The 26,398-nt window shown below is 66.6% G+C and carries 17 protein-coding genes; 9 read left to right on the top strand and 8 right to left on the bottom strand.

Annotated elements, in window-relative coordinates; translation table 11 throughout:
• Positions 1 to 191: 191 nt before the first annotated feature.
• From GF405_00285 to GF405_00275, 3 genes are all read left to right on the top strand, one after another.
• Positions 192 to 1,988 carry a T9SS type A sorting domain-containing protein gene (locus tag GF405_00285; GenBank protein MBD3366591.1) on the top strand — a complete coding sequence of 599 codons (1,797 nt, stop codon included), beginning with the start codon at positions 192 to 194 and terminating at the stop codon, positions 1,986 to 1,988.
• A 143-nt stretch (positions 1,989 to 2,131) separates the two neighbouring features.
• Positions 2,132 to 2,620: a hypothetical protein gene (locus GF405_00280; GenBank protein MBD3366590.1), complete on the top strand. Its 489-nt coding sequence runs from the start codon at positions 2,132 to 2,134 to the stop codon at positions 2,618 to 2,620.
• 73 nt (positions 2,621 to 2,693) lie between these two features.
• Entirely contained in the window at positions 2,694 to 3,710 is a 1,017-nt protein-coding gene (locus GF405_00275; GenBank protein ID MBD3366589.1) for a TGS domain-containing protein, read from the top strand.
• Between the two features lie 42 nt (positions 3,711 to 3,752).
• On the opposite strand, the gene GF405_00270 is transcribed toward GF405_00275, so the two are convergent.
• Positions 3,753 to 5,216 (bottom strand): hypothetical protein, encoded by a 1,464-nt coding sequence (locus GF405_00270; protein MBD3366588.1) that lies wholly within the window; start codon positions 5,214 to 5,216, stop codon positions 3,753 to 3,755.
• A gap of 192 nt (positions 5,217 to 5,408) precedes the next feature.
• On the opposite strand from GF405_00270, the gene GF405_00265 reads away from it, so the two are divergent.
• A complete protein-coding gene (locus GF405_00265) occupies positions 5,409 to 6,071 on the top strand; it encodes a hypothetical protein (protein ID MBD3366587.1) in 663 nt (220 codons plus the stop codon).
• Positions 6,072 to 6,298: 227 nt separating this feature from the next.
• Here GF405_00265 and GF405_00260 read toward each other — a convergent pair whose 3' ends face one another.
• Both GF405_00260 and GF405_00255 read right to left on the bottom strand, forming a co-directional pair.
• Positions 6,299 to 6,841 (bottom strand): hypothetical protein, encoded by a 543-nt coding sequence (locus GF405_00260; GenBank protein ID MBD3366586.1) that lies wholly within the window; start codon positions 6,839 to 6,841, stop codon positions 6,299 to 6,301.
• Positions 6,842 to 6,974: 133 nt separating this feature from the next.
• Positions 6,975 to 7,550 carry a hypothetical protein gene (locus tag GF405_00255; protein ID MBD3366585.1) on the bottom strand — a complete coding sequence of 192 codons (576 nt, stop codon included), beginning with the start codon at positions 7,548 to 7,550 and terminating at the stop codon, positions 6,975 to 6,977.
• A gap of 244 nt (positions 7,551 to 7,794) precedes the next feature.
• Between GF405_00255 and GF405_00250 the strand changes: the two genes are divergently transcribed.
• Positions 7,795 to 9,600 (top strand): ATP-binding cassette domain-containing protein, encoded by a 1,806-nt coding sequence (locus GF405_00250; protein ID MBD3366584.1) that lies wholly within the window; start codon positions 7,795 to 7,797, stop codon positions 9,598 to 9,600.
• Between the two features lie 2 nt (positions 9,601 to 9,602).
• Positions 9,603 to 11,711, top strand: coding sequence for an ATP-binding cassette domain-containing protein (locus GF405_00245; GenBank protein MBD3366583.1), 2,109 nt, complete (start codon positions 9,603 to 9,605; stop codon positions 11,709 to 11,711).
• Between the two features lie 35 nt (positions 11,712 to 11,746).
• On the opposite strand, the gene GF405_00240 is transcribed toward GF405_00245, so the two are convergent.
• Together GF405_00240 and GF405_00235 are read right to left on the bottom strand one after the other, a co-directional pair.
• The gene (locus GF405_00240; GenBank protein ID MBD3366582.1) at positions 11,747 to 13,006 is read right to left on the bottom strand and encodes a hypothetical protein; all 1,260 of its coding nucleotides are present in this window, start codon (positions 13,004 to 13,006) and stop codon (positions 11,747 to 11,749) included.
• Entirely contained in the window at positions 13,003 to 14,370 is a 1,368-nt protein-coding gene (locus GF405_00235) for a geranylgeranyl reductase family protein (GenBank protein ID MBD3366581.1), read from the bottom strand. Before GF405_00235 ends, GF405_00240 begins: the two co-directional genes overlap by 4 nt.
• A 183-nt stretch (positions 14,371 to 14,553) precedes the next feature.
• Here GF405_00235 and GF405_00230 point away from each other — a divergent pair, with 183 nt between their 5' ends.
• Positions 14,554 to 18,303, top strand: a complete 3,750-nt coding sequence (locus GF405_00230; GenBank protein ID MBD3366580.1) for a T9SS type A sorting domain-containing protein — start codon at positions 14,554 to 14,556, stop codon at positions 18,301 to 18,303.
• Positions 18,304 to 18,333: 30 nt separating this feature from the next.
• Here GF405_00230 and GF405_00225 read toward each other — a convergent pair whose 3' ends face one another.
• Positions 18,334 to 19,230: an EamA family transporter gene (locus GF405_00225; protein ID MBD3366579.1), complete on the bottom strand. Its 897-nt coding sequence runs from the start codon at positions 19,228 to 19,230 to the stop codon at positions 18,334 to 18,336.
• Positions 19,231 to 19,340: 110 nt separating this feature from the next.
• Here GF405_00225 and GF405_00220 point away from each other — a divergent pair, with 110 nt between their 5' ends.
• On the top strand, positions 19,341 to 20,648 hold the full coding sequence (locus GF405_00220) for a glycosyltransferase (protein MBD3366578.1): 1,308 nt from the start codon (positions 19,341 to 19,343) through the stop codon (positions 20,646 to 20,648).
• A complete protein-coding gene (locus tag GF405_00215) occupies positions 20,645 to 22,015 on the top strand; it encodes an oligosaccharide flippase family protein (protein MBD3366577.1) in 1,371 nt (456 codons plus the stop codon). The genes GF405_00220 and GF405_00215 overlap by 4 nt, the downstream gene beginning before the upstream one ends.
• Before the next feature lie 31 nt (positions 22,016 to 22,046).
• Here GF405_00215 and GF405_00210 read toward each other — a convergent pair whose 3' ends face one another.
• Both GF405_00210 and gltA read right to left on the bottom strand, forming a co-directional pair.
• Positions 22,047 to 23,972 carry a HAMP domain-containing protein gene (locus GF405_00210; protein ID MBD3366576.1) on the bottom strand — a complete coding sequence of 642 codons (1,926 nt, stop codon included), beginning with the start codon at positions 23,970 to 23,972 and terminating at the stop codon, positions 22,047 to 22,049.
• Positions 23,973 to 24,053: 81 nt separating this feature from the next.
• On the bottom strand, positions 24,054 to 26,330 hold the full coding sequence (gltA, locus tag GF405_00205) for an NADPH-dependent glutamate synthase (protein ID MBD3366575.1): 2,277 nt from the start codon (positions 26,328 to 26,330) through the stop codon (positions 24,054 to 24,056).
• Between the last annotated feature and the right edge of the window lie 68 nt (positions 26,331 to 26,398).

The following is a 26,398-nucleotide window of genomic DNA, read 5'->3' as shown; positions in this document are numbered from 1 at the left end:
GTGGGGGCCTTTCCGGCCCCCACGCCTTTTTCGGCCTCCGCCACGTCGGGAGCTACACCCTCCGCGGGAGCGACGCGCCGCCGCCCGGCGCATCTCATACACAGAGAGAGAGGCCAGAGACTTGACGCGGCATGTAAGTTGTGTTACACTGTATACTTGGAAGCATAGTAGGCCGACACAACTGGATCGGAATGGAGGTCCGAGCGATGCGGAAGCAGCTTCCGGTTCTTCTCGTTGTCGTGCTGGTGCTGGCCGTCGCCTTGAGCGCGGGTGCCAGGATGAACGTCGAGGAGATGACCACGCGCAGGGCGATCGAACAGGCGTTCCAGGAGCGCGGCGGGAACATCAGCGAGCTGATCCTGGCGAAGGCGCAGGCTCTCTACGAGTCCGGCGAGCTCGATGCCGATCTTCGGGGCGGCCTCATCGACAAGAGCGGCACTCCGATGGCGCTCGAGATCTACAGGGCACTTCCGGAGCTCCCGGCCGACGTGTCCGATCGCGTGACGCGGATGCGTGCGCGCCCATCGTGCGATGCGTCGATCACAACTGAGCACTTCAGGATCCACTACGACACGAGCGGCACCCACAAGATCCTCAACTGGCCGAACACGTCCTACCGCGACGCCGTCGCCACGGCGGCAGAGTACGTATACGATCAGGAAGTGACCGCCATGGGCTTCGTCCCTCCTGCCGATGACTCCGGTGACCCCGACGGCGGCGGGGGGTGCGAACGGTACGACATCTACGTCCAGAACCTGTCGGGTGTCTACGGCTACTGCCAGCCGACCTACTACACCGGAAGCGGCAACGCCGCCACCAGCTACGTGGTCATCGACAACGACTACGCCGGCTTCGGCTATCCCGACCCGACCGACCCGATGAAGGTCACGGTCGCTCACGAGTTCAACCACTCGTGCCAGATGGCCGTCGACATCACCGAGGAGCTCTGGTACATGGAGTGCACCGCGGTGTGGGCCGAGGAGCAGGTCTACGACAGCATCGACGACTACACGCAGTACATTCCCTACTACTTCAACTCGACGTACCGTTCGCTCGACTGGGAGGACGGCACGGGGCTCCGGATCTACGGAACGTGTGTCTGGAACATCTTCCTCTCCGAGAACGTCGACCCCGGCGTCGTCAGCGACTACTGGAACGCGTGCGGCGGCAACAGCTCGGTCTACCAGTACCTCGACATGGTGCTCGCGAACTACGGCACCACGATCGAGGAGCAGTTCCACGAGTTCGCCATGTGGAACTGGTTCACCGGCTCGCGCTGCGACGGAGCGCACTACTCGGAGGGCGCCTCGTGGCCGCTCGTCTCGATCACCCGGACATTCGGCATGTTCCCGATCGTCGACGGCGAGCCGTACAGCACCTACCGACCTGATCACATGGGCATGAACTTCATCCGCTTCACGAACCCGGGAACCGGATGGACCGGTCTGCATCTGGCGTACGACGGTCCGGCGACGCTCTCGACCCCGAACGGCGCGTCCGTACTGCAGAAGACGTCAGGCGGGACGACCAGCGAATACGGTGACATCAGCCTGAACCCGTGGGGCAACGGCGACATCACCGTCGAGGGCTGGGACGGCCTGAGCGAGGTCGTGATGGTCGTCTCGAACCAGACGGACAATGCCAACGATATGACCTACACGTTCGACGCCGAACAGGTCGAGACGAGCGTCGAGGAGGGCGGCGAGTACGCATTCGCGCTCAGGCCCGCATCACCGAACCCGTTCGCTGCATCGACGTCGATCGCCTACACGGTGCCGACCGGCGGCGGGCGTGTCGAGGTGACGATCCACGACGTCTCGGGACGCGCGGTGCGCACCCTGGTCAACGGCCACCGTCCGGCCGGTCCCGGAGAGGTCAGGTGGGACGGTCTCGACAGCACGGGCCGGCCCGTCGCGACGGGCGTCTACTTCGCCCGTCTCAACATCGACGGAACGACGGCAAGCGGTAAGCTGATGGTCCTCAAGTAGCAGGGCCCGGCGGGCGACCGGGTTCTCCTGCGCATGTCGAACGAACATCACAGGCGGGGGCGGCCTTCGTGCCGTCCCCGCCTTTTCGTGCTATGATTCAGGACGGTCCGAGGTTCCGGATGGGCCCTGTGCGGAGGCAGAACGTGAGCACCAAGCTCGACAGCGAGGTCGCGTGGCTGAAGCGGGTCCGCTCCGGGTTCCGCTACATGGCGACCGTCCACAGCCAGGTGGGGACGCTCGTCTACCGGGCGCTCCGTATCCGGGATTCCTACTCCTCGAGGTCGCTGCGCCTCAGACACTGGGACACGACGGGCGGTCAGGTGACGCTGACCGACGACGAGCACCGTGCCATCATCCCAGTCTACGACTTCGGGTTCGTGCACAACCTCCATCACATGGCGTCCAGGGCCCCGAAGGTGGCGGTGACCGGTACCTGGTATCTGGTCACACACGAGTGGGGGCACTACTACCTGGCGAAAGCGGACCGCCGCAACCAGGAGCGGGACGCCGACGCCTTCGTTGTACGCGTCATGCAGCGCGTCGGCTTCAGCGAGGACGAGGCGGAGGCAAGCGAGGACGATTACTGGACGATCTTCAACGCCGACAAGAGGGTCGGGAGCGTCTCCCGCTGAGCGGGACGTGACCCCGACCGGGAGTTCCGGTCGCCCGATCGAGCGGACCGTTCTGCCGCCGCGGGAGAGGATCGTGGAGGACGATGCCGTGCCGATGTCGCACAAGGACCTCCGGGTCAAGATCAAGAAGGAGACCAAGGGCAGGACCCCCGATCAGGAGATCGCGATCCTGAGGGGCTATCTCGCCGACTGGCCGGAGTACAAGGGTCCATACCAGGAGCTGGGCAAGAAGCTGTCGAGACGCGTCCGTGAGCTCGAACGCGTCATCGCCGTCAGAGGATCCCGCGAAGTCCACGAGGACCCTTTCTCCGTGAGGAAGAGGGGACTGGCTCAGGTCGGTCTTGTCGGCCTTCCGAACGCCGGGAAGTCGACCGTCTTCTGCGCCCTCTCCGGCGCGCCGGCGGAGACGGCGACGTATCCGTACACGACACTCGTGCCGAACGTCGGGATGATGTCGGTGGGTGCTTACGAGTTCGAACTCGTCGACCTCCCGCCGCTCTCCGACGACCAACCCGTCTCAAGTCTCTCGTATGCGGCCGGGCTGAAGGAGGCCGTCTCGAACGCCGGTCTTCTCGCGGTCGTCGTCGACCTTCGAACCGACCTCGAACTCGTGCTCTGGGTGATCGGTGAGCGTCTCACGGAGCTCGACACGAGAGCGGTCTGGGATCCGGCAGGGGCGGCGGGCATCGGTTCCGGCGAGCACGCGCGCCCGGCCGTCCTGGTGGCGACGCGGGCCGACGAGGCGGACGCGGGCTCGCTCGATGAGCTCCGGACACGGGCGCGCGGGGCGCTCATCTTCGCGCATCCGTTCGGTGAAGGCGTCCGCTCGAGGATCGGCGAGGCGCTGTGCTCGTTCGTGGGACGCATCGTCATCAAGGCGAGAAACCCGGCTGAGCCGGACGATCCCGTAGACTATGCGGTACCTGACGGCGCGACGGTCCTCGATCTTGCAGAGACGATCCACAAGGACTTGGCCGCCTCCGCGGAGCGGGCGAGGATCTGGGGACCGTCCGCCCGACACGAAGGGCAGGAGGTAGGTCTCGACCACGTTCTCTCACCGGGGGACACCGTCGAGGTCATCGAGCGATGAACCCGCTGCGCGCTTCATACGGCCCGCGGAAACTCCTACCTGCTATCGCACGAAGGCGGCCGAGTCGATGACGTGGACGGCGCCGGCCCTCGGACCCTCGTCGAGCGAGGCCGCCTCGGGCGCACCGACGATGAGCTCGGACCCTCCGTCACCGTTCAGGTCTGCCGTCGCGAGCGCTCCACCGGCGCCACCGTCAGGAAGCTCCCCGAGGAACACCATTTCAGCGCGGTCGGCCGAACCCGCCTTGGCGGCGACGACGGACCGCAGGCTGCCGCGGTAGTAGAACACGCCCCCGCATCGCGTCTCCTCACCATCGCACGGGAGAAACGGTGCTCCCAGGACGAGGTCCCCGGTCCGGTCGCCATCCAGGTCCTCGGCAGCGACGGCGGCGCCGAGAAGCTGCCAGCGGTGAGAGTAGAACCGAGTCGGGTCGCTCTCCGCCAGCTTCGTCCGCACGGGCAGACCCTCCTCTGAGCCGAACAGAAGGTACGCCTGTCCCGACACGAGCCCGCCGTAGCGCTTGCTCCCGCCGGTCGGCGCTCCAATGATGAGCTCGTCGTTCCCGTCCCCGGTCAGGTCGGCCGCGGCGAGCGCGGCCCCCAGAAAGCCGCGCGCATCAGGTCCGTCTACGAGCGCTGCGCCCTCGCTGAGAAGGAGCGTGTCGCTCACGTCGGGCTCGAGCGTGAAGACGCCGACCCGACCGGCGTCCACGAAGTCGTAGTCGTCGCCGTCGGCGTGAGGGGCGCCGACGATCAGCTCGAGGAGGCCGTCTCCATCAAGATCGCCGGACGTCACGGCGGACAGCGCGTCTCCCCGGGCGTCCCCTCTGACGGTCGCGGCCGCGATGTCGGCGATTCCGACCGGCCCGGAGAGCGCGGCGAGCGTCCTGCCCGGGATGATGGAGACCGTTCCGAAACCGACTCTGTCCGGGGACCCCCCGCGGGGCGCCGCGACGATCAGGTCCGCGTGGGTGTCGTTCGTCACGTCGGCCACGAGGAGCGCGACGCCGAACCGGTCGCCCGGCAGCGCGCCCTCGACCGTGACGTCGGGGTCGCGCGGGGAGTCGACGGGCCCGAACCAGATGTTGACGGCGCCCGCCGCCGCGCGTCCACGCGGGGACGCCCCCGGAGCCGATACGATGAGGTCGTCGAGCCCGTCGCCCGTCAGGTCGTCGACGATGACCGCGGCCCCGAACTGGTCCCGCTCGGAGCCCGACCGGACGAACGGAGCGTCCGGGACGGCCGGAAACGGTCGAGAGAGAACATAGACGGCGCCCGCGAGGGGCGCCCCGCCGACAGAGGAGAGACCGGGAGCGCCGACGACCAGCTCGATTCGGCCGTCGCCGTCCAGGTCGCCTGCCGCGAGCGACGAGCCGAACCTGCTCTCCTCGACCGTCGCGCGGACGGTCGCGACGAGCGTGTCCGACGGGGTGATGGTCCGGGCTCCCGCAGCCGCCGCCATGAGCATGACGACGAACAGAGCCGTTCCTGTGCGGACTGTGATCATGGTGCCCTCTCCCTCTCAGTCTCGGACGTGAGACCCGAACCAGTATCGCCGTGGGCGCGGTGCGGGTCAAGCGCGTCGACGGTGGAGCTCGTCGGGTCTGACCGCTCGACTCGGGTCCGACTGCCTCCGTTCGCGCGTCTTGACAGCGCGCGCGGCCCGGCCTAGAGTCCGAGCGACCAGGAGGGAGGCACGGTGCGGACTCTGATGATCGGCGTGTTTCTCTGTCTCGCGGCGGCCGCCGGCGCGACCGACGGCAGCGAACTGCCGGCCGTCGCGGACGTGCTCGCCGCCTACAATGCTGGGATCGACCTGACCGCATCTGAGGTCGAGAGCCTGACGGTGCGCCAGGTGGTCATCGAGCCGTGCGACGACGGCGAGGACCGCACCGCGACCGCCGTCCTCTCGTACGTCCGGGGGAGTGAGCTCGAGAGGACGGTTCTCGCGTCGGACCTTCGCTACCCGGCGGGGGAGTACCGGTTGAAGAGCCTCGTCGGCCCGTTCATCAGCGAGGATGACTACCGGGTGACCGTCGCAGGGCGGGAGAGGATGGAGGGCGAGGAGTGCATACGTCTCGACGTCGAGGCGCTCGAACGCGACGTCGACCACTTCGACGGCACGGTGTGGGTCTCGGCCATCGACGGCGGGCCCGTCCGCATCCAGGGGGGGGTCGCCGATCCGCCCTTCCCGGCACGCGAGATCCTGCTGGACAAGACGTTCGCGCTTGTGAACGGACGGTATCGCCTCGTTCGGAGACACACGGGGGAGGTCGAGGTCGGCCTTCTCCTGGGAAGCCGGCGGGGTGTCCGCCACATCTTCTACGAGGAGTATGCGGTCAGCGCCGTGAAGCGGGACTGAACGCGCTTCGAATATGCCATTGACATCGGAGTGAGCGTTGGTGTATTGCTCTGCCGAGCGCCGGCGTCCGGACGATGGAGGTGTCGGCGTTCGCGGCTGACGCACATCGTCTGCGAGGGTCGTGTGCCAGGCGGCCCGCCGGCGAACGAAGGGGAGACCTCACGGTCTCCCCTTCGCTTTGCCTGTGACAGTCTTCTGGCGCTGCGCCGCGGCGGGTCCGTTTTCGTCTACCGGTAGAGGGCCTTGACGGCACCCCAGGACATCTCCGCGACGGGCGACTCGTAGCAGCCGCCGGGGGGTTCCATCCCGACCCCGCCGACGTTCCGTTCAGAGTCGTTGTACCAGGTGTGGTAGTTCTGGTCGCAGTCCACGAAGGTCGCTCCCTCGTCGACGTGCCAGAGCACCGACAGGAGTCCCGGCATCCCGTCGTAGAAGTAGTCGATCTCCACGATCGGGATTCGTCCCTGTCCGTCCGGAGTCACGCAGGTTGCGGCGCCGACGGACACGCCCTCACTCTCGAGCGAGCCGATCATCAAGCCGCCCAGCAGGTTCCTCGTCTCCACGACGAAGCCGCCGAACGTGCGGTCGATCCGGAACGCGAAGGCCGTGATGCCGTCCTGTGCGTATCCCGGCTCCGTGAGGACCACTCTCGCCGTGATGACCTGACCCGGGTGGGGCCAAACGCAGTTCTGGCCGTCGGAGAACTCCACGACCACCTCGTCGTTCCAGACGGGATTGGCGAAGGCGGAGGACACGGTCACGGCGAACACGATAAGACACGCGAATGTACGTATCGTCCGGCTCCCTCCTTAGTCGAGCGAGCCTGATCGGACCGCCGCCCCGACGGGTGATTCCCCGCCGTCAGCGGATCCGACCTTCTGTACTTCGATCCTGCCCCGACGGTCAGCGGTACATCGTCTTGATCGTGCCCCAGGAGCTACGCTCGACCGGGTTGCCTGCGCAGTCACCCCCGATGTAGTCCGGCTTGCCGACCGCGCCGTTGGCGTACACGCAGTACATCCTCAACTCGGGAGGGTCGGAGCAGTCGAGGAGCCACCGCGGATAGTCCGGGTGGTCGAGAATGAACACGTCGTGTGCTCCGCCCGCATACATGAAGGAGAATCTGGCGACCGGCGTGGGCTGGCTCAGATCGAGGCACTCACCCAGACTGAGTGTCACGCCCTCTCTCCAGGTGCCCTCCGTGATGGAGAACGGCTGGAGGGCCTCGAACGCAGGCTCAGCATCGGGCCAGGGCACGATGTCGACGCGGAACGACACGGCCGTCGCGTCCTGCGGCCAGGCATACTCGAGGTTGAGCACCAGGTAGCCCTCCGCCGGTGTGTACGGTGCGGGCTCGATCGTGTGCTGGTAGTTGGGCGGGTCGAAGTCGACGTAGAACCACTCGCCGAGGATGGGGTTCGCGAGAGCGGTCGAGACGAGACCGACCGTCAGAAGAACAGCGATAGCAGTACGCGCCATGTCACAGCCCCCTTTCCGTGCGGGCCCCGGCGCGTTCCGGCGGCCCATCCGTCGCGCGCGCCGATGCTCCATTAACCATTCTACTCCTTTGAGGGGTGGCGGCGCAATCGGTGAATGCGGCGCTACGCAGCGCGTTGACAGGGTCCGTCCGTATGGCATAGACTGGCGAGGTCTCACCTGAGACGCGACCGGCGGTCGCGACGCCTCACGAGCTCCGCACCCCGTGCGGGGCCTCTTTTTGGGGATGACCAGCGTGGCCAGTACGAATGACGACGGACTCAGGAACTCCTCAGGCGGGAGTCTGCGGAGCATCTTCGCCCGGTTCTCCCGGTACCGGCGGGCCGTCGTGTGGGGCGTGCTCGCCCTGCTCCTCGTCGACGCCATGCAGCTCGTCATCCCGCGGATCATCAAGCTTGCCGTCGACGATCTCACGGCGGGCACGGGTGACCAGCAGCGTCTCTTCCACTACGCGTTGCTGGTCGCGGGGCTGGCGGCCGGCATCGCCGTCTTCCGCTTCGCGTGGCGCTATCTGATCATCGGGACCTCCCGCCACATCGAGGAGGACCTGAGGAACGAGATCTACTCACATCTCCAGAGCCTCTCCGCACGATACTACTCGGAGCACAAGACGGGCGACCTCATGGCCCATGCCACGAACGACCTGAACGCGGTGCGAATGGCGTGCGGCTTCGGCGTCGTCGCCCTCGTGGACGCCATGATCCTCGGCGTCGCCGCCATCGGCTTCATGCTGGCGCTGAACGTCCGGCTGACCGGGCTCGCGCTCATCCCGATGCCACTCATCGCGCTCTTCACGCTCCGGGCGGGCAAGATGCTCCACAGACGTTTCGAGCGGGTGCAGGAGACCTTCTCGGAGCTGACCGAGCGTGTCCGCGAGAGCATCTCCGGCGTCCGGGTCGTCAAGGCCTACGTCCGGGAGGATTACGAACTCGGCCGGCTGGCCGAGGCGGGCCGGGAGGTCATCAGAAAGAATATCCGCCTGGTCCGCGTCTGGGGCGCCTTCTTCCCGTTCATCATGACCCTCTCCTCGATGAGCGTCGTCATCATCATCTACTTCGGCGGCCGCCAGGTGATGATGGGAACGATCTCGGCGGGCGACCTCGTCGCCTTCACGAGCTACCTCGCGATCCTCACGTGGCCGATGATGGCGATGGGATGGGTCGTCAACATCATGCAGCGCGGCGCGGCCTCGATGGGGAGGATCAACCGGATCCTCAAGAGCGATCCGGAGATCGAGGACGCACCGGACGCGTACGACCCCGGCGAGATCCGCGGCGACGTCGAGTTCCGCGAGGTCACATTCCGCTACGAGGAGGAGCTCGAGCCGGCGCTCGCCGATGTATCCTTCAGGGTGCAGGCGGGGGAGACCCTCGGCATCCTCGGACGCACCGGTTCAGGAAAGAGTACCATCATGAACCTGCTGCTTCGTATCTACGAGGCGCAGGAGGGTGTCGTACTCGTCGACGGGCACGACGTCAGGAAGCTCAGACTCTCCTCACTCCGCGGCGCGGTCGGCTACGTCCCGCAGGACACGTTCCTCTTCTCGGACACGATCCGCGAGAACATCCGGTTCGGGAGACCCTCGGCGAGCGAGGAGGAGGTGCGTGAGGCCGCCCGGATCGCCGGGGTCCTCGACGAGATCGAGGAGTTCCCGGAGGGGTTCGAGACGAAGCTCGGCGAGCGCGGCGTGACACTCTCCGGCGGACAGAAGCAGCGGGTGGCGATCGCCCGGGCGCTCATCGTGGACCCGGCGATCGTCGCTCTCGACGACGCGCTCTCGTCGGTCGACACGGCGACGGAGGAGAGGATCCAGCAGGCTCTCACCTCCGCGCTCCGCACCCGGACGAGCATCATCGTCTCGCACCGCATCTCGTCCATCAAGCACGCCGGCGAGATCATCGTCCTTGATGACGGGCGCATCGTGGAGCGCGGGACACACGAGGAGCTTACGGAGATGGGCGGTCTCTACGCGGACATCTACGAACGGCAGCTGCTCGAGGCGGAGATGGACCGAGAGGATCCAGGGGTCTAGGCATGGCGTACGACTACCACGACGAGGAGATCCTCGGCAAGGCGTACGACCAGAGGCTGGTCCGGCGGCTCGTGACGTACGCAAGGCCGTACCTTCGGCTGATCGTCGTATCGGTCGTCATCCTGGTCGTCGTCGCTGGAGCCGAGCTCGCTCTGCCGTATCTCACCCGCCTCGCGATCGATGACTACATCGTCGCTACGTCCCGCCTCCTCACGCCGGCGGACGCTCCCCCGGACGTCGCGAGTCCCTTCATCGAGAAGCACCGGAGCGATCTCGTTCCGGTCGATGCGGACGCGGGCGTCGGTGAGGCCTGGTTCGTCCGCTCGAAGACGCTCTCCGGCTACGATCCGAGAGAGGTCGCGCGCGTCCGCGAGGCCGGACTCATCGGCGAGCGCGACTACTACCTCGCTGAACGCGATGTCATCGAGCGTCGCGAGCTCATGCGGGAGGGATACGTGCCGGGCGAGGGGGTCGTCGGGATCCCGACCGACATGCTCTCGCAGCTTTCGGAGGAGGACCTGCGGGCCGTCCGAGCCGAGGACTTCGACGGCGTCGGGCGCATCGCCCTCATCATCATCGGGATCCTCCTGGGCTCGTTCGTCGTGCGGCTCTTCCAGATCAACATGATGGAACTCACGTCGCAGCGGGTGATGTACGACATCCGCATGCAGATCCTGTCCCACCTGCAGCGCCTCTCGCTCTCTTTCTTCGACAAGAACCCGGTCGGTCGACTCGTGACGCGCGCAACGAACGACATCGAGGTGCTGCACGAGATGTTCACCTCGATCGTCATCATGCTGTTGCGAGACGTCTTCATCCTGATCGGCGTGATCGTCCTCATGCTCAGACTGAACTGGAGGCTGGCGCTCGTCAGCTTCGCCGTCCTGCCGTTCATGGCGTGGGCGACGGTCGTCTTCAGCGTGAAGATCAGGGACGCGTTCAGGGAGGTCAGGATGCGCGTCGCGATCATCAACGCGACGCTGCAGGAGAGCATCAGCGGGATGCGGATCACCCAGATATTCCGCCGCGAGGACGAGAGCATGCGGCGTTTCCGGAAGATCAACCACGACAACTTCCTCGCCGCGATGCGGCAGATCCGCGTCTTCGCGATGTTCATGCCCCTGATGGAGCTCGCGAGCGCGATCGCCATCGGTCTCGTCATCTGGTACGGCGGCGGGCAGGTGCTCCGCACGACGCTCTCGTTGGGTACGCTCGTGGCGTTCCTGTCGTACGTTCAGATGTTCTTCAGGCCCATCAGGAACCTGACCGAGCGGTACAGCACGATGCAGCAGGCGATGGCCTCCTCGGAGCGCATCTTCATGCTGCTCGACAACGACGACATGATCCCCGAGCCGGAGGACCCGGTCATTCCCGAGCACGCGGAGGGACGGATCGAGTTCGACGACGTCTGCTTCGCGTACGTCGACGACGAGTACGTCCTGAAGCACGTCTCGTTCAAGGTCGAGCCCGGCGAGACCGTGGCGATCGTAGGAGCGACCGGGGCCGGGAAGACCTCGATCATCAGCCTGCTCGAACGGTTCTACGATGTGAGGTCGGGCAGGATCCTCGTCGACGGGGTCGACATCCGCGACATGCCGAAGGACCTTCTGAGGTCTAGACTCGGTCTCGTCATGCAGGACGTCTTCATTTTCGCGGGCGACATCAAGGGGAACATCCGTCTGGGGAACGACGACGTCGGCGACGATGACCTCGAGAGGATCGCCTGTCACGTCCACGCCGACCATTTCATCGAGCGACTGCCCGGCGGGTACGATGAGGAGGTCAGAGAGAGAGGGTCGACGCTCTCGACGGGACAGCGACAGCTTCTGGCGTTCGCCCGCGCCCTGGCATTCGACCCGCTCGTGCTCATCCTCGACGAGGCGACGTCGAACATCGACACCGAGACGGAGCGTCTGATCCAGGACGCGCTGGTCCGTCTCCTCGAGGACCGGACGTCGATCGTCATCGCACACCGGCTGTCGACCATCCAGCACGCCGACCGGATTCTCGTGATGCACAACGGGAGGATCTGCGAGGAGGGGACCCACCAGGAGCTGCTGGCCGAGCGCGGTTACTACTACAGGCTCTACGAGCTTCAGTACAAGGGGTAGGAGCAGCCGGGAGAAGCGCCCCGGGAGGCGTGCCTTCAGTCATTCCGTTCGTGCCGCGCGCCCGGAGGAGCGGCCGCCGGACCGCCGGAGATCCCGATGTCGGAGCGCGTGCCGTCGGGGTCCGTGAAGATGGGGTTTCCCGCGTCGACGAGCGGCGACACCGCACGCGGGCGGAAGTCGAGCGACCCGACGAACGCCGGCTCGACGGAGATGTTCCCCAGGGTACCGGTCAGGTCGTCCATGTCCCGGTAGTCGCCCTCGACGTTGGCCCAGACGTCGTTGTACTCGAGCGGCATGTGGGCGGGGTCGCCGTTCATCCAGATCCCGACCCTCGGACAGACCCACTCGTCCCTCCATCCGTTCCACGCGACAACGTTGTTCGTGAAGAGACCGGACGCGGCATCGCTCCAGAGTGCGAATCCGCAGTTCCCGTTTCTCACGATGACATTGTTGGCCGCCTCCATCGTGGACGTGCCCGTGGCGACGACGCCCCAGCCGAGGTTGTCGCGCACGATGTTGTTCCGTATCACAGCGCGGGAGCTTCCGAACGTGCCGATGCCCTTCCAGTATCGGGAGATCTCGTTGCGGCAGACGATGGCGGCGGCGTCCCACGTGACGCCCACGCCCGCGCCGCGGCCGTCCGAGATTCTGGTGTCCATGACAAGGGCGGTCGCTCCCCGGTAGAGGGCGACGCCGTCCCAGCCGTTGTTTCTGATGACGCAGTCGTGGACGGCGAGCACGGAGCCCTCTCTTCCGATGACGCCGCCGATGCCGACGACCACCTCGTCCGCTCGGTCGGTGTTATCGGCGATCTCGACGCCGGTGATGGTCACCCGGCTCCTTCTCGCGACGACCCCGCCGTCCGTGGCCGCTCCGTCGCTGTCGCGCACGCCGCCCGTGATCGTGAGCGCGGAGACCGACGAGCCGTCGCTGTCCTCGAAGTAGAGACCGTAGCCCGCGTTCGTCCTGAGCACTGTCCTCCCGGTTCCAGAACCGACCAGGTGGACGGCCTTCCCCCGCACGACGAAGCCCGCCGACGCCTCGACGCGGGTCGCGTGCTCCTCGCAGTTGCCGCAGAGTTCCTCCACGAGCTCGTCCGGCGACGCCTCCCAGGTGCCCTCGCCGATGATGATCGTGTCACCGTCGTTCGCGATGGCGATCGCGGTTCCCAGGTCGTGAAGCGCTGTTCCGTTCAGGCTGTTGTTCTTTCGGACGAGGATGGTGCGGCACGAGGCGACAGAGACGGCCGCCAGGAGAAGTGCGAGTGCCGCGCATGCCGTGCCGTGACGGCTCATCGTGCACCTCCAGGGAGCATCTTCGTGAGGGCGCGGTTCAGGTACTCCGCGTGGCCGATCCATGAGTCGAGCCGCTCGGGTGTGGTCGGGTAGTCGCGATGGAGGCGGCTCACTCGGTCGACCAAGCGTCCCGCTCTGATGAGCGACGCCGTCAGACCGGGTCGTCTGAGGGCACGACCGGCCACGCCGAGCGCCTCCCGGATCGGGGGTCTCAGGCCCCCGTGCCGGACCGCTCCCATCATGAGGCCGGCCCGTGCGAACGCGACGGTGAGATACGCGAGATCGTCGTCGGAGAGGGAGTAGAGGATGCGCCGAAGCATGTCGTGAGCCGCGTGCCGGGCTCCGGCGTCGCGCATGTACCAGACGTTGTAGTCCCACAGTGAGGCGGCCGATGTGTCTCCCGACCTGAGGGCGCGGACGGCCGTCTCCGCCGCGGCCGCGCCTGCCAGGATCGACGGCGCGATGCCGCCCCCGTGGAGCGGACTCGTCTGTCCCGCGGCGTCCCCCACCGACAGGAAGCCGTCCCCGACGAGGCTCGGTATGGGCCGGCGGAGCGGCAGCATGCCGGCGCCTTGGTCGATCGCACCGCCCGGCACCAGATCACGCTCCGATGCCACGAACCGGTCGAAGGCCCGTCTGATGCCGCTCCCCACCGAGGCGAGAGGACCGCCGAGACCGACGTTCGCCAGACGGTCGCTCACCGGGAAGACCCAGCCGTATCCCTCGCCCGCTCCCTCCGGTCCCAGGACGACCCGCCCCTCGGTCGGTTCCTCCAGCGGCTCGAGAAGAGGAACGACCCGGCGGTATCCGATACCGACGTCGGCCCGGGACACGGCGTACGGGTGGGTCGGTCCGCCGCCTCGGGTCAGGACGGAGGCATAGCCCGAGGCGTCGACGACGATGCGCGGCTTAAGCTCGGTCAGCTGCCCGTCGTGCGACCGGACCGCGATCGATCCCCGGGTCCGGTCGGCCCACCCGGCGCACGTGCAGCGGGTGACGATGACCGCCCCCGCCCGAGCCGCATCGTGCAGAAGACGCTGTCCGAAGACGACCCGGTTGAGGACGATGCCGCCGACCGGGATACGCACGTGTTCGCGGCGTCCCGGGAGCCACAGCGTCCCGCCGTCGAGGATCCCCGCGATCTCCGGACCGCGCGGGCGTTCCGGGAGCTCGTCGAGCGCGGCCAGACCGTCGTCCGAGAGGGCGTTGCCGCAGACCTTTCGTCCGACGTCTCTCTCGGCCGCACGCTCGCAGAGTACGACCTCAAGTCCGGCCTGCGCAATGCGCCGTGCGACGGTCGTTCCCGCTGTGCCGGCGCCGACGACAAGGGCATCCGGGTTTTCTGGGAGTCTGCTTGTTGGCATAGAGCGACGAGCGTACCAGCAGCGACCGCACCCGTCAAAGCTCGAGAGGGTAGGAGGCCGCGCGACCCCCCGAACACAACCGGGAACGGAGTATGCTACTCATTACATTTGTCAAGGAAAGGGGCCCCGGGAGGGAGTTCGGGAGACCGAGCTTTCTTGAATCCGGACCGTTTTCATGCTAAAATGCATAATGCAAGTATGCGCGGACCGGTCGCGACCCTCGCGAGCGGAGGAGGGTCGGCGTATGCCGCTTCCGCAGTTCGTTGTCCACCGCCCGCTCGAGGGAGACCCGTCATGTTGAGACACCCGTTTGCCCGTACAGTGCTCACCGGCGTTCTTCTGGTGACCGCCGTGCTCGCGCTCGGCGTCTCGGTCGCGCCGGCCGAGGAGCGCGAGATGACGCCCGAGGAGGCCGAGTACATAGCAGCGATACGCCAGCGGATAGAGGAGAGGGGGCTCGACTGGGAGGCGGGGCCGACCTCGATCTCGCAGCTCTCACCCGAGAGGCGTCGCGCGCTTCTTGGAAACGAAACGCCGCCTCACATCCAGGCGATCTTCGACACGCTCCGTCCCGCTCCCGGCGTGGAAGAGCGCACCTACCGGAGCTCCTTCGACTGGCGCGACTACGACGGTGTCACGCCCGCGGACGACCAGCTCGACTGCGGCTCGTGCTGGGCTTTCGCGGCCTGCGGGGCCACCGAGGCGCACATCCGCATCAACGAGGGTGTCGTGCTCGACCTCTCCGAGCAGCAGTCGATCGACTGCAACTTCGCAGGCTCCGATTGCGACGGAGGCTGGTCGGGTGAGGCCTACAAGCTCCACGTCGACCCCGGCGGCGTCACGGAGGAATGCTACCCCTATCGTGCTGAGAACGGCACGAGCTGCCGGCAGAACCAGTGCGACAAGGTAGCCATCATCGACGACTACTCGTTCGTCTCCAGTTCGACCGCCGCCATCAAGTACGCAGTCGAGACCTACGGACCCGTCTCGACCGGCATGACGGTCTACGACGATCTCTACGGCTACACGAGCGGCTGTTACGAGCCGACAGGTTCGCCCGAGGGCGGACATGCAGTCCTCATCGTCGGCTGGGACGACTCGATGTGCGGAGGCGCCGGCGCCTGGATCGTCAAGAACAGCTGGGGCAAGGATTGGGGTCAGAACGGCTTCTTCTACATCAAGTACGGCGTCTCGGGCATCGGCGGCGGCAACTACCGCCCCGTCAACGCTCACATTCCGAAGGAGCGCCTGGTCCCGGACGAGTACGGGACGATCGGTGCGGCCCTGACCGCGGCTCAGCGCGGCGACATCATCCGGATCGCGGGCGGAACGTACTACGAGACGCTCAACGTCCCCGACTATGTCTCGATCTACGGCGGCTACAGCGCCGATTTCTCGGAGCGCGATCCCGACGCCTATCCGACGATCATCGACGGCGGCGGCTCCGGTCACGTCGTCGACTGCTCCGGACTCGACCACATCGTAATCGACGGGTTCACTGTTCGTAATTCGGGCGGCATGTCGTACGGGCTCTACCTCAGGAACAGCGGCGTGACCGTCCGGAACTGCGAAGTGGAGAGCTGCTGGAGAGGTATCGGTGTCGTCTCCGGCACGGGTTCCGTGACCGAGGAGAGCGCCGTCATCGAATACTGCCGCGTACACGACAACACGGGCCACGGTATCTACATCAGTGACCCCGACAACCCCGAGTGCTTCATTCGCTACGTGGCCGCGTACGACAACGGGGGTTCCGGCATCAGTCTCGCCTCTTCGGACACCGACGTCACGAACTGCACGATCGCCGGGAACACCTCGGACGGTCTCTCGATGGCGAACGAGTCCGGGAACGTCGTGCGCGACAACATAGTCGCCTCGAACGGCGGCTACGGCATCACCTGTTCGAGCTCGACTCCCGACAACAGCTACAACGACGTGTGGGGCAACAGCTCCGGGAACTACGACGGGTGCTCCGCAGGAACAGGGTCGATATCGGATGATCCCGACTTCTGTGACGCCGCGTCGGGCGACTACTCGGTCCACGCCTCGTCGCCCACGCTCGGGACGGGCTTCGGCGGACTCGATATGGGCGCTCTCGGGATCGGATGCCCGGTCGGACCGCAGAACCTGGAGCTGGCGGAGATCGGCGCTTCGATCGAGCTGGAGTGGAGCCCGCCTCCGACCAGGGCCGACGTCGACTACTACGTGGTCTACCGCGACACCACACAGGTCCCGACGACCCTCCTCACGACCGTCGACGCGCCCGGGACGACCTTCGTCGACATCACCGTTCCCGCGTGCTCGCCGCACAACTACTGGGTCTCCGCCGTCGATCTCGGCGGGCTCGAGGGCGCGCCTTCGAACAAGGCGACCGGAGAGGTCTGCTACGATGGGCCCGACGGCCTCCAGATCGGCTTCAGCGAGGGAGCGAACGAACTCGCCTGGAGTCCTGCGGCGGGCCCGGTCGACTACTACGTCATCGAGCGTTCGACCGTCGTCGACCCGCCCGACTCGGTCGGCTGGGCGGCCGCATCGGAGACGACGTTCGTTGATCTCCAGACGACCGACTGCCCGAGAGACAACTACTTCTACTCGATCCTGCCGGTCTACGACACCGGATGGCGGGGTCTCGTATCGGAGAGCGTCGGCATCGACCCGTCGCCCTCGCCGCCCCAGGGCATCACCGCCGAGTGGGTCGGTCCCGACATCGTGCTGAACTGGCAGGAGAACTGCGAGAGCGACTTCAGACGCTACTGGATCTACCGCGATACCGTACCGATCTCGCCGCCGCTCGACTCGAACCTCCTGGTCGGGTTCACGCCCGACACGACGTTCACGGACGAGTCACCTGACCCCGGTACGACGTACTTCTACAGACTGGCGGCCTCCGACGCGGCCTCTCAGAAGAGCCAGTACTCCGAGACGGTCGTCATGGGCAGCGGCCAGGTCCTGGACGTCCCAACGACCTACGCTACGATCCAGGCGGCGATCGACGCGGCCAGCGCCATCGACACGGTCCTCGTCTCGGCCGGGACGTACTCCGAGAACATCACGCTGAAGGACGGTGTCGTCGTGGCGAGCTCAAGTGGTCCTGGTGCGACGACGATCCAGAGCGGGTCCGGCAATATCGTGGCCGCGACCGGCCAGAGCGATCTCACTCGTCTGTCCGGATTCACGATCGACGGACTGGGCACGGCGACGGCCGGACTCGAGTGCTGGGGATCGTATCTCCTCATCGAGGACTGCGTGTTCCAGAACGCGGGGACCGGAGCGAGCTTCAAGTACGGCGGAACGCCAACGCTCTCGGAGTGCACGGTCACCGGCAACTCGAACGGTGTGGCGGTCGCAGACTCGTCGACTCCGTTCCTCGAGAGCAACCAGATCGTCTCGAACGGCTTCTCGGGCGTCAACGTCTCGGGTGATCCGGGTCCTGAGATCGGACGGACGCTGGCCGACGCGAACGATATCTACGACAACTCCGTTTTCCAGGTCTTCAACACGGGACCGGTGCCGGTCGACGCCGACTACAACTACTGGGGCGATGTCTGCGTGGGCGACAGTCTGTTCTACGGACTCGTGGACTACGTGCCGTGGACCGATGAAGCGCACACGGAGACGTACACGGAGTGTCCGACGGGGATCGACGGAGAGACGGGGAAGCCGTTCGCGAGCTACAACTACCCGAACCCCTTCAACCCGACGACGCGGATCCGGTACCAGGTACCCGCGCCCGGAGAGCCCGTACGGATCACGGTCTACGACCTGTCCGGTCGACTCGTGAGGACCCTGGTCGATGACGCGATGCCTGCCGGCACGCACATGGCGGTGTGGCACGGGCGCGACGATCGCGGGAAGCGCATGAGCTCGGGTGTCTACTTCTACCGCATCGAGATCGGCGACTACAGCGTGGAGCGCAAGATGGTCATGTTGAAGTAGTCTATGTGACGGACCCCGCGTCGCGGACCGTCAGATGGACAGAAGGACGACCCCGAGGGTCATGAGAGCGGCGCCTGCGAACCTGTTTCGCAGGTGCCGTTCTTTGAAGAAGAAGTAGCCGAGGAAGACGCTCAGGACCATCCCCGAGCGCTTGATGGCGATGACGTAGCTGGCGATCGTCATCTCGATGGCCGTCATCTGCGCGAGGATCATCCCGGCCGAGAGAGCTCCCAGGAGGAAGAGTCCGGGGACAGCGCGCTTCGGCGACTCGGACCGTCTGAGTCCGATGAGGAAGAGCGGCAGATAGATGACGCCGTAGACGACTCCGAAGAAGGTCGTGTAGAACGCCGGCGAGCTGGCGACGGTCGCGACCTTGTCGTAGGCGGCGGCGACGCTCCAGATGGCGGCCACCGCCAGCATCAGCCGACTGCCCGGCTCGGAGCCGATGGCTCGGATCGGCGCCGTGATGCCGCCGTCCTTCAGGCGGTCGAGGTTGATCGAGTAGGCGCCGGCCACGATCAGGAGGATCCCTGCGAACCCCTTCGCCGTGGGAAACTCCCCGAGGATGAACGAGCTCGTCACGAGCATGAAGAGCGGCGTGAACGCCAGGAACGGCATCGTCAGAGAAAGGGGCGAGAGCCTGAGCGCCTTCACCTGCAGGGTCACGGCCACCGTGTTCAGCAGAACACTGACCATCGCCGCGAGATAGAAGCCGTCCTCGATCTCGGGCATGCCCTGGACGGCCAGCACGAGCCCAGTCAGCGGCACGCCGAGCACCATCATCGCCCACGTCACGACGTAGTCGTGCGATCTCCGCGAGAGAGCCTTGGCCTGGCCCGACGAGAGGGCGAAGAACACGGCCGTGACGATAGAGAGCAGGACCCACATCGGATGCTCCAGGTGTAGCGGAAGCGGGTGAGCGAACATCGTACCCTCGGGCGGTGCCCGAGTCAAAGCCGCTCACCGGCTCCGCGCGGCGCTGTTGCCCGTCCCGGGCCCTCGTGGTACGCTCCCCGGACGTGAACGGCGGGGGTGACATGAGCGGAACATCCCGAGAGCGAAGACGACTGACGGTCCTCGCCCTCTATGCGTGGCCGGAGTTCTGGTCCATGGGGGAGGGTCGGGGCGCGCCGTCGTTCTTCCTCTCGATCACGAGCTTCCCAAGAGCAGGGCACGACCTCCACGTCGTCATGCCGGGGCCACCGGAAGGCCCGCGGCACGAGCTCTATCACGGCGTCCACCTCCACCGGTTCCCGACCCGGGTCGACTTCATGCCGGACGTGTCGCGAAGCAAACTCGCGCAGCACGCACGGATCTTCTTCTCCTACATCTACTGGTTCATGAGGGCGGTGCCGGCGGCGCTCGACGTCGCCCGGCGCGTCGAGCCGGACGTCGTCTTCGGTATGGGGGCCCTCGGCGCCACGGCGGCCCGGTCGGTCGCCGTGAAGCTGGACGTTCCCAACGTCACCCGGCTCTTCGGGACATCGCTCGGCCAGTTCTTCGACTCGCCGTTCCGCATGGCGCTTCGCTACCGTGAACGCCGGGCGTTCCGCACGCCGGCCAGCTACGTCGTGCTCCACGACGACGGAGCCGGCGGCGACGAGGTCGCGCGCCGGATGGGTGTCGATATGAAGCGGTTCCTCTTCTGGCCGAACGGGATTCGGAAGGGGGCTTTCCTCGAGCCGGTCGACCGCGCGGCCGTCAGAAGGCGGCTCGGCGTTCCGACCGACGGGCCGGTGGTGCTCGCTGTGGCGCGACTTCACCCGGAGAAACACGTTGAGCGCATGCTGCGGGCGGCTCCGCGTGTCCTGTGCGGGTTTCCCGAGACCACGTTCGTCGTCGTGGGGCGCGGCCCGGAGCGGGGTCGCCTCGAGGACCTGGCGCGGTCGCTCGGCATCGAGGACCACGTCGTCTTCGCCGGGACTGTCGGACAGGAGGAGCTGCCGGAGGTCTATCGCTCCGCGGACGTCTTCGTCACGATGTCGGACAGGACGAACGCGGGGAACCCGCTGTACGAGGCGATGATGGCGGGCCTCCCGGTCGTCGCCCTGAACACGGGTCGCACGGCCGAGGTCGTATCCGGTGGGGACAACGGTCTTCTCATCGAACCCGACGAACTCGCGTCGCTCGGGGACGTCGTCGCCGGGCTTCTCGGAGACGAGGTGCTTCGGGGCCGTCTCGGGCGACGCGCCAGGGAGACGGCCGACGCGGCGCTGCCGTCCGTCGAGGAGCGCCAGGCGATGGAGGCGGCCGTCGTCGAGGCCGCCGCGGCCGAGGCGCGCGGCGAAACGCCCGAGGTTCCCGAGTGGCCCCGTCCGGCCGCGGCGCGAACGGAGGCGACGTGAACGAGGATCTGAACGTCGGGGCGGCCGAGACGCCCGCGAGGACCGTCCTCCGCCACAGTCTGATGACCTTCGGCACCCGCGTCGGGACCGTCCTCGTCAACATTCCGACATCGATCCTCGTGGCCCGCCTGCTCGGCACGGAGGGTCAGGGATCGTACGCGTCGGCCGTCATCTTCCCGACGACCTTCGCCTTCATCGGCCTCCTCGGCGTCGACGCGGCGCACACGTACTTCCTCTCGCGGAAGCGCTACAGCCTGGGTCAGATCAACAGTCAGAGCGCCGTCCTGACGCTCGTTCTCTCCGCGATCCTCGTCCCGGCCTATCTCGTCTTCGTCCGGCTCTACGACGGCGTCGGAACGGAGGCCTTCCGGACGATCCTCGTGTCGGCCGCGGCGCTCGTGCCGATCCTCATCGCGAAGTACCTCTCGATCGCCCTTCTCCTGGGCCTCCAGCGCATCCGGTGGTTCAACGCGGCCAATCTCCTGCAGGCGGCCGCGCTCCTCGTGTTCATGCTGGTCAACCTGCTGGTGCTCAAGGGCGGCGTACAGGGGGCGATCTTCGCCTACATGGCGAGCGAGGCGACCGTGACGCTGCTCGCCTTCCGCGTGGCGCGCCGCGAGGCCGGAGGGAGGCCGCTCTTCGAGCGTCCGACGAAGGAGCTCCTCAAGCGCTCCTTCGTGTACGGCCTCCAGGGACACATCGGGAACGTCCTCATCCAGTTCACCTACCGCTTCGACATGTTCCTCGTGCTCTCGTTCGCCGGGCTCCCGGCACAGGGGCTCTACTCGATCGCCGTCATCCTGGCGGAGAAGCTCTCCCATATTCCGCAGTCGGTCCAGGTCGTGCTCTTCCCGAAACTCTCATCGCTGGAGGTCGACGACGCAAACCGTCTGACGCCGCGCGTGCTCAGGTCCTCGCTGGCCCTGACCGCGCTCGCGGCCATCGTGCTCTACCTGCTCAGCCGCCCCCTGCTCACGCTCTTCTACGGCGCCGAGTACGCGGGCTCGCTGGCGCCGTTTCGCGTGCTCGTTCCCGGCATCGTCGCCCTGACGGCCGCACGGATCCTCTCGAGCGACCTGTCGGGACGCGACAGGCGCATCTACCACACGATCGCGACGGCCGCCGCGTTCGGCCTGAACGTCGTCCTCTGTCTCGTCTGGATCCCGCGGCACGGTATCGTCGGCGCCGCCTGGGCCTCGACCGTCTCGTACACGGTGCAGAGCGTGGTGATGCTGGTCTTCTTCCGCAGGCTCTCCGGCGTGCCGATCCGCGAGGCCCTCGTGCCGAAGCGCGAGGACGTGCGGCTGATCTCGGGGTTCCTCAGGAGCCTGGTTCAGAGAAGGAGAGGAAGAACGCCCGGACGCTAGCGCCCGGGCGTGGTGAGGGCTCTCTCGCGGATCACATCGGCGGCGGCTGCTCCGGGACAGGCAGCCGGATGAAGAACGTCGTTCCCTTACCCTCCTCGCTCTCGACGCGGATCGACCCCTGGTGTCTCTCGACGATACCGTACGCGATCGAGAGCCCGAGGCCCGTACCCCGCCCGACCTCCTTCGTTGTGTAGAACGGCTCGAAGATCTTGTCGATGTCGTCCGGCGGGATCCCCGGCCCCGTGTCGCCGAGCTCGATCTCCACGGCCCCGCCGTCCTCTACGAGGCGCGTCGCGATGCGGATCGTCCCCTTACCCTCCATGGCCTGTGACGCGTTCAGGATGATGTTCATGAAGACCTCCTGAATCTGCGTCACGTCGACCTCGATGAGCGGCAGGCTCGGGGAGAGGTCGCGCTCGAGTTCGATGTTCCTGAAGATCGCCTGCTGCTCAAGAAGCGCAACGACCTCGTTCAGAATGTGGTTCAGATTGGACTCCGAGCGCTCGGGGCGGGTCTGCCTGGCGAAATCGAGGAGCCCCTTGACGATCCTCTTGCAGCGGTCGGCCTCGCGGCCGATCTTCACAACGTTCTCGCGGTTCTCCTCCTTCTTCAGGTCCTCCCGGAGCATGTGGCTGTACATGAGGATCCCGCCCAGCGGGTTGTTGATCTCGTGAGCGATGCCGGCCGCGAGCTGTCCGAGTGTGGCCAGCTTCTTCGACTCGGTCATCTTCCTGGCGTTCTCCTGGAGGCGCTCGTCGCGCTCCGCGATCGACTGCGCCATGAAGTTGAACGACTCGCCCAGTTCGACGAGCTCGTTCGCCGCGTTCGGGTCGATGTCGACACGCGTCTTGAAGTTGCCCTTCGCGATCTCGCGCGAGGCCTGAAGGAGGTGCCGAATGGGGCGAAGGATGCCTGTCGAGAGTATGCTGGCGATGACGAGCGCCAGGACCATACCGGCGACACTGACGCCGGCGAAAGTCCAGACGGTCTGCGCACGGATGGCGTCGAACTTGTCCGCGAGAACGCCCACGTAGAGCATCCCGACGACCCTGCCGCCGAGGTCGCGGATCGGACCGTAGGCAGTGATGTACCAGTCGTCCACGACGAAGGCCCTCGCAATCCAGCGCTCGCCCTCGCCGACGACCTTCTCGTAGACCTCCTCCGACACGCGGGTCCCGATGGCGCGGTCGCCGCCGGCGTCGAGGACGTTCGTGGCGATGCGCGTGTCGTCGCGGAAGATGGTCGCCGTCCCGATCTCCTTGCCCTTCCACGTCTCGCCGCCGTAGGCCGTCTGCTTGACGTTGTCGACGATCTCCTCGCGCCGGTTGAGCAGAACGCCTCCGTATACCATCCCGACCGTTCGGCCGCCCACGCGGACCGGTGCGCCGGAGGCCAGCACCATGCCCTCGCTGATCTCCGAGCGCTCCGTCGGACGAGCTCTGGGCGTCTCGAGGACCCCGATCCGGGCGGAGTCGGCGAGACCTGCGCGTTCCAGCGCCAGGCGTTCCGCCTCCATGAGGACGGTCCCGCGCACCGGCTCGTCCGTCTCGAGAACCCTTCCCACAAGCGGCTCGCCGCCGCGGTCGTCGCCGACCCCCGCGCCGCCCGTGACACGCGCGATCACGATGCCTTCTGCGTCCGTCACCGTCAGGAAGTCGAGCCCCCGCCGCTCTCTGATCCTGGAGAGAACGCTCGCGAGCGTTCCGGGACGGTCGACAGTGATCGGACGAACGACCTCGGCGTCGTTGGCCGCCAGTAGGATGCTCGTCTCGACCTCGCGCAGGCGGCTCTCGTAGACGAGGTACGCGGTGTTGAGGTCCTGCTCGACGCCCTGCTGAACCTGGCGCACGAGGCTGTCGGCGAAAAGGCGCGTCCCGACGATCGTCGAGACGACGCCCATCGCGAGGACGACGATGACGATGCTCGCCGCCAGTCTCGTTCTGAGGGGGAATATCATCTGAGGCACTCCGGGGACGGAGTTCGCCGACGCACCGGTCGCCCGCCGGTCGTCGTATCGAACCGGCCGCACGAGTCGAGGCTACCACTCGCCGGTCGCGAGATACTCGTCTATCGCGCGCGCGGCCTTCTTCCCGGCTCCCATCGCAAGGATGACGGTCGCCGCGCCGGTCACGATGTCGCCGCCGGCGAAAACGCCCTTCATGCTGGTCTTCCCGGTCTCCTCGTCGGCGACGATGTTGCCCCACTTGTTGAGTTCGAGGTCCTTCGTCGAGGTCGTGAGCAGCGGGTTCGGCCCCTGTCCGATGGCCATAACGACGACGTCGACCGGGATCGTGTGCTCGCTGCCCTCGATGGGGATCGGGCGCCTTCGGCCCGAGGCGTCCGGCTCGCCGAGCTCCATCTCGATGAGTTCCATCTCCTTCACCCAGCCGTTGCCGTCGTCGATCAGACGGACCGGGTTCCTGAGGTTCCGGAGGATGACGCCCTCCTCGACGGCGTTCTCGATCTCCTCGTCGCGGGCCGGCATCTCCTTGCGGGAGCGGCGATAGACGATCGACACCTCGTCGGCGCCGAGTCGCATGGCGCAGCGGGCCGAGTCCATCGCGACGTTGCCGCCTCCGACGACGGCGACGCGGTGGCCGACGCGGATCGGCGTGTCGTACTCGGGGAAGAGGTAGGCCTTCATGAGATTGGTGCGCGTGAGGAACTCGTTGGCGGAGTAGACGCCGTTCAGGTTCTCACCGGGGATGTTCATGAAGTAGGGGAGGCCCGCGCCGGTCGCGACGAAGACCGCCTCGTAGCCGTCCTCGAAGAGCGACTGGAGCGTTCCGAGCTGACCGACCACGTGGCTCGTCCTGAAATCGACACCGAGCTTCATGACGTAGTCGCACTCGACCTGAACGATCGACTTCGGCAGCCTGAACTCAGGAATGCCGTAGACCAGTACGCCGCCCGGCTTGTGGAGCGCCTCGAAGACGGTCACGTTGTGTCCGAGCTTGGCGAGCTCTCCGGCGACGGTGAGGCCCGCCGGGCCCGCACCGACGACGGCGACCCTGTGCCCGGTGCGGTCCTTGATCGTGGGGGCCCGCACCTCGCCCTGTTCGAGCTCGTAGTCGGCAACGAACCGCTCGAGCCTGCCGATGGCGACGGGCTGCTGCTTGTTCGATAGCACGCAGGCGGTCTCACACTGCTCCTCCTGGGGGCAGACGCGGCCGCAGATGCCCGGAAGACTGTTCTTCTCCTTGACCTTCCGGATGGCGCCGAGGAAGTCACCCGACTGCACCAGTCTGACGAAGGCCGGAATGTCGATCTCGACCGGGCAGCCGGAGATGCACGGTGCCTTCTTGCACTGAAGGCAGCGCAGTGCCTCCTGCTGGGCCATCTCGCGCGAGTAGCCGAGGGCGACCTCGTTGAAGTTGTTGACCCGGGCTCTGTGGTCCTGCTTGGGCATCGGTATGCGGGACTCCGCCTTCTCGATCTCTGCGGCCGCCGCCTCCAGCATGCACTCGTGATGCCAGAGCGCCCGGTACTCCTCGCGTTCGTACATGGCCTGTCGGCGCATGAGCTCGTCGAAGTCGACGAGGTGAGCGTCGAACTCCGGTCCGTCAACGCAGGCGAACTTCGTGTCGTCGCCGACGGTCACGCGGCAGCAGCCGCACATGCCTGTCGCGTCGATCATGACGGAGTTCAGGGAGGCGATCGTCGGGATCTCCCGTCCGCGGGTGGCGTTCGCCACGGCCCGCATCATGACGACCGGGCCGATGGCGACCACCCGGTTGACCGACTCGTCGCGGTCGAGGACCTCCTTCAGAGCGTCGGTTACGAAGCCGTGTTCTCCGTGGCTCCCGTCGTCGGTCGTCACGATGATCTCGTCCGAGATGGCGCGCATCTCGTCCTCGAGAATGAGAAGGTCCTTCGTGCGGGCGCCGACGATCGAGATGAGCCTGTTGCCCGCCTCGTGAAGGGCGCCGGCTATCGGGTAGACGGGCGCGACGCCGATCCCGCCGCCGACGACCACGACGGTCCCGTAGTTCTCGATGTCGCTCGCGTGGCCGAGGGGCCCGACGACGTCCATGACGACGGCGCCCTTCCCGAGGAGTGCCATCTTCTTCGTCGAGGCGCCCACCGTCTGGAAGATGACAGTGATGAGCCCGCTGTCCCGATCGAAGTCCGCGACCGTCAGCGGGATCCTCTCCGCGTAGTCGTTCGCTCGGAAGACGACGAACTGCCCCGGTCTCACCGCCCGCGCGATCTCGGGGCAGTAGACCTTCCAGAGCTTGATCTCGGGGGAGAGGTCCCTGATCTCGACGATCTCATTTCTCGTCCACGTCCTCTTTCCGGTGGCCGTTTCAGACACGGTGAAGCTCCCTCGTGGTCGCGTTCCGCCCGCGGTCGTCGCGCCCCGCACCCGCGGAGCGGCCGTCG

The sequence above is a fragment of the Candidatus Effluviviaceae Genus V sp. genome, assembly GCA_014728125.1.
In the GTDB taxonomy this organism is placed as follows: Bacteria; Joyebacterota; Joyebacteria; order Joyebacterales; family Joyebacteraceae; genus WJMD01.
The sequence above is the reverse complement of the archived record's forward strand: the minus strand, read 5'-3'. Positions and strand labels throughout refer to the sequence as shown.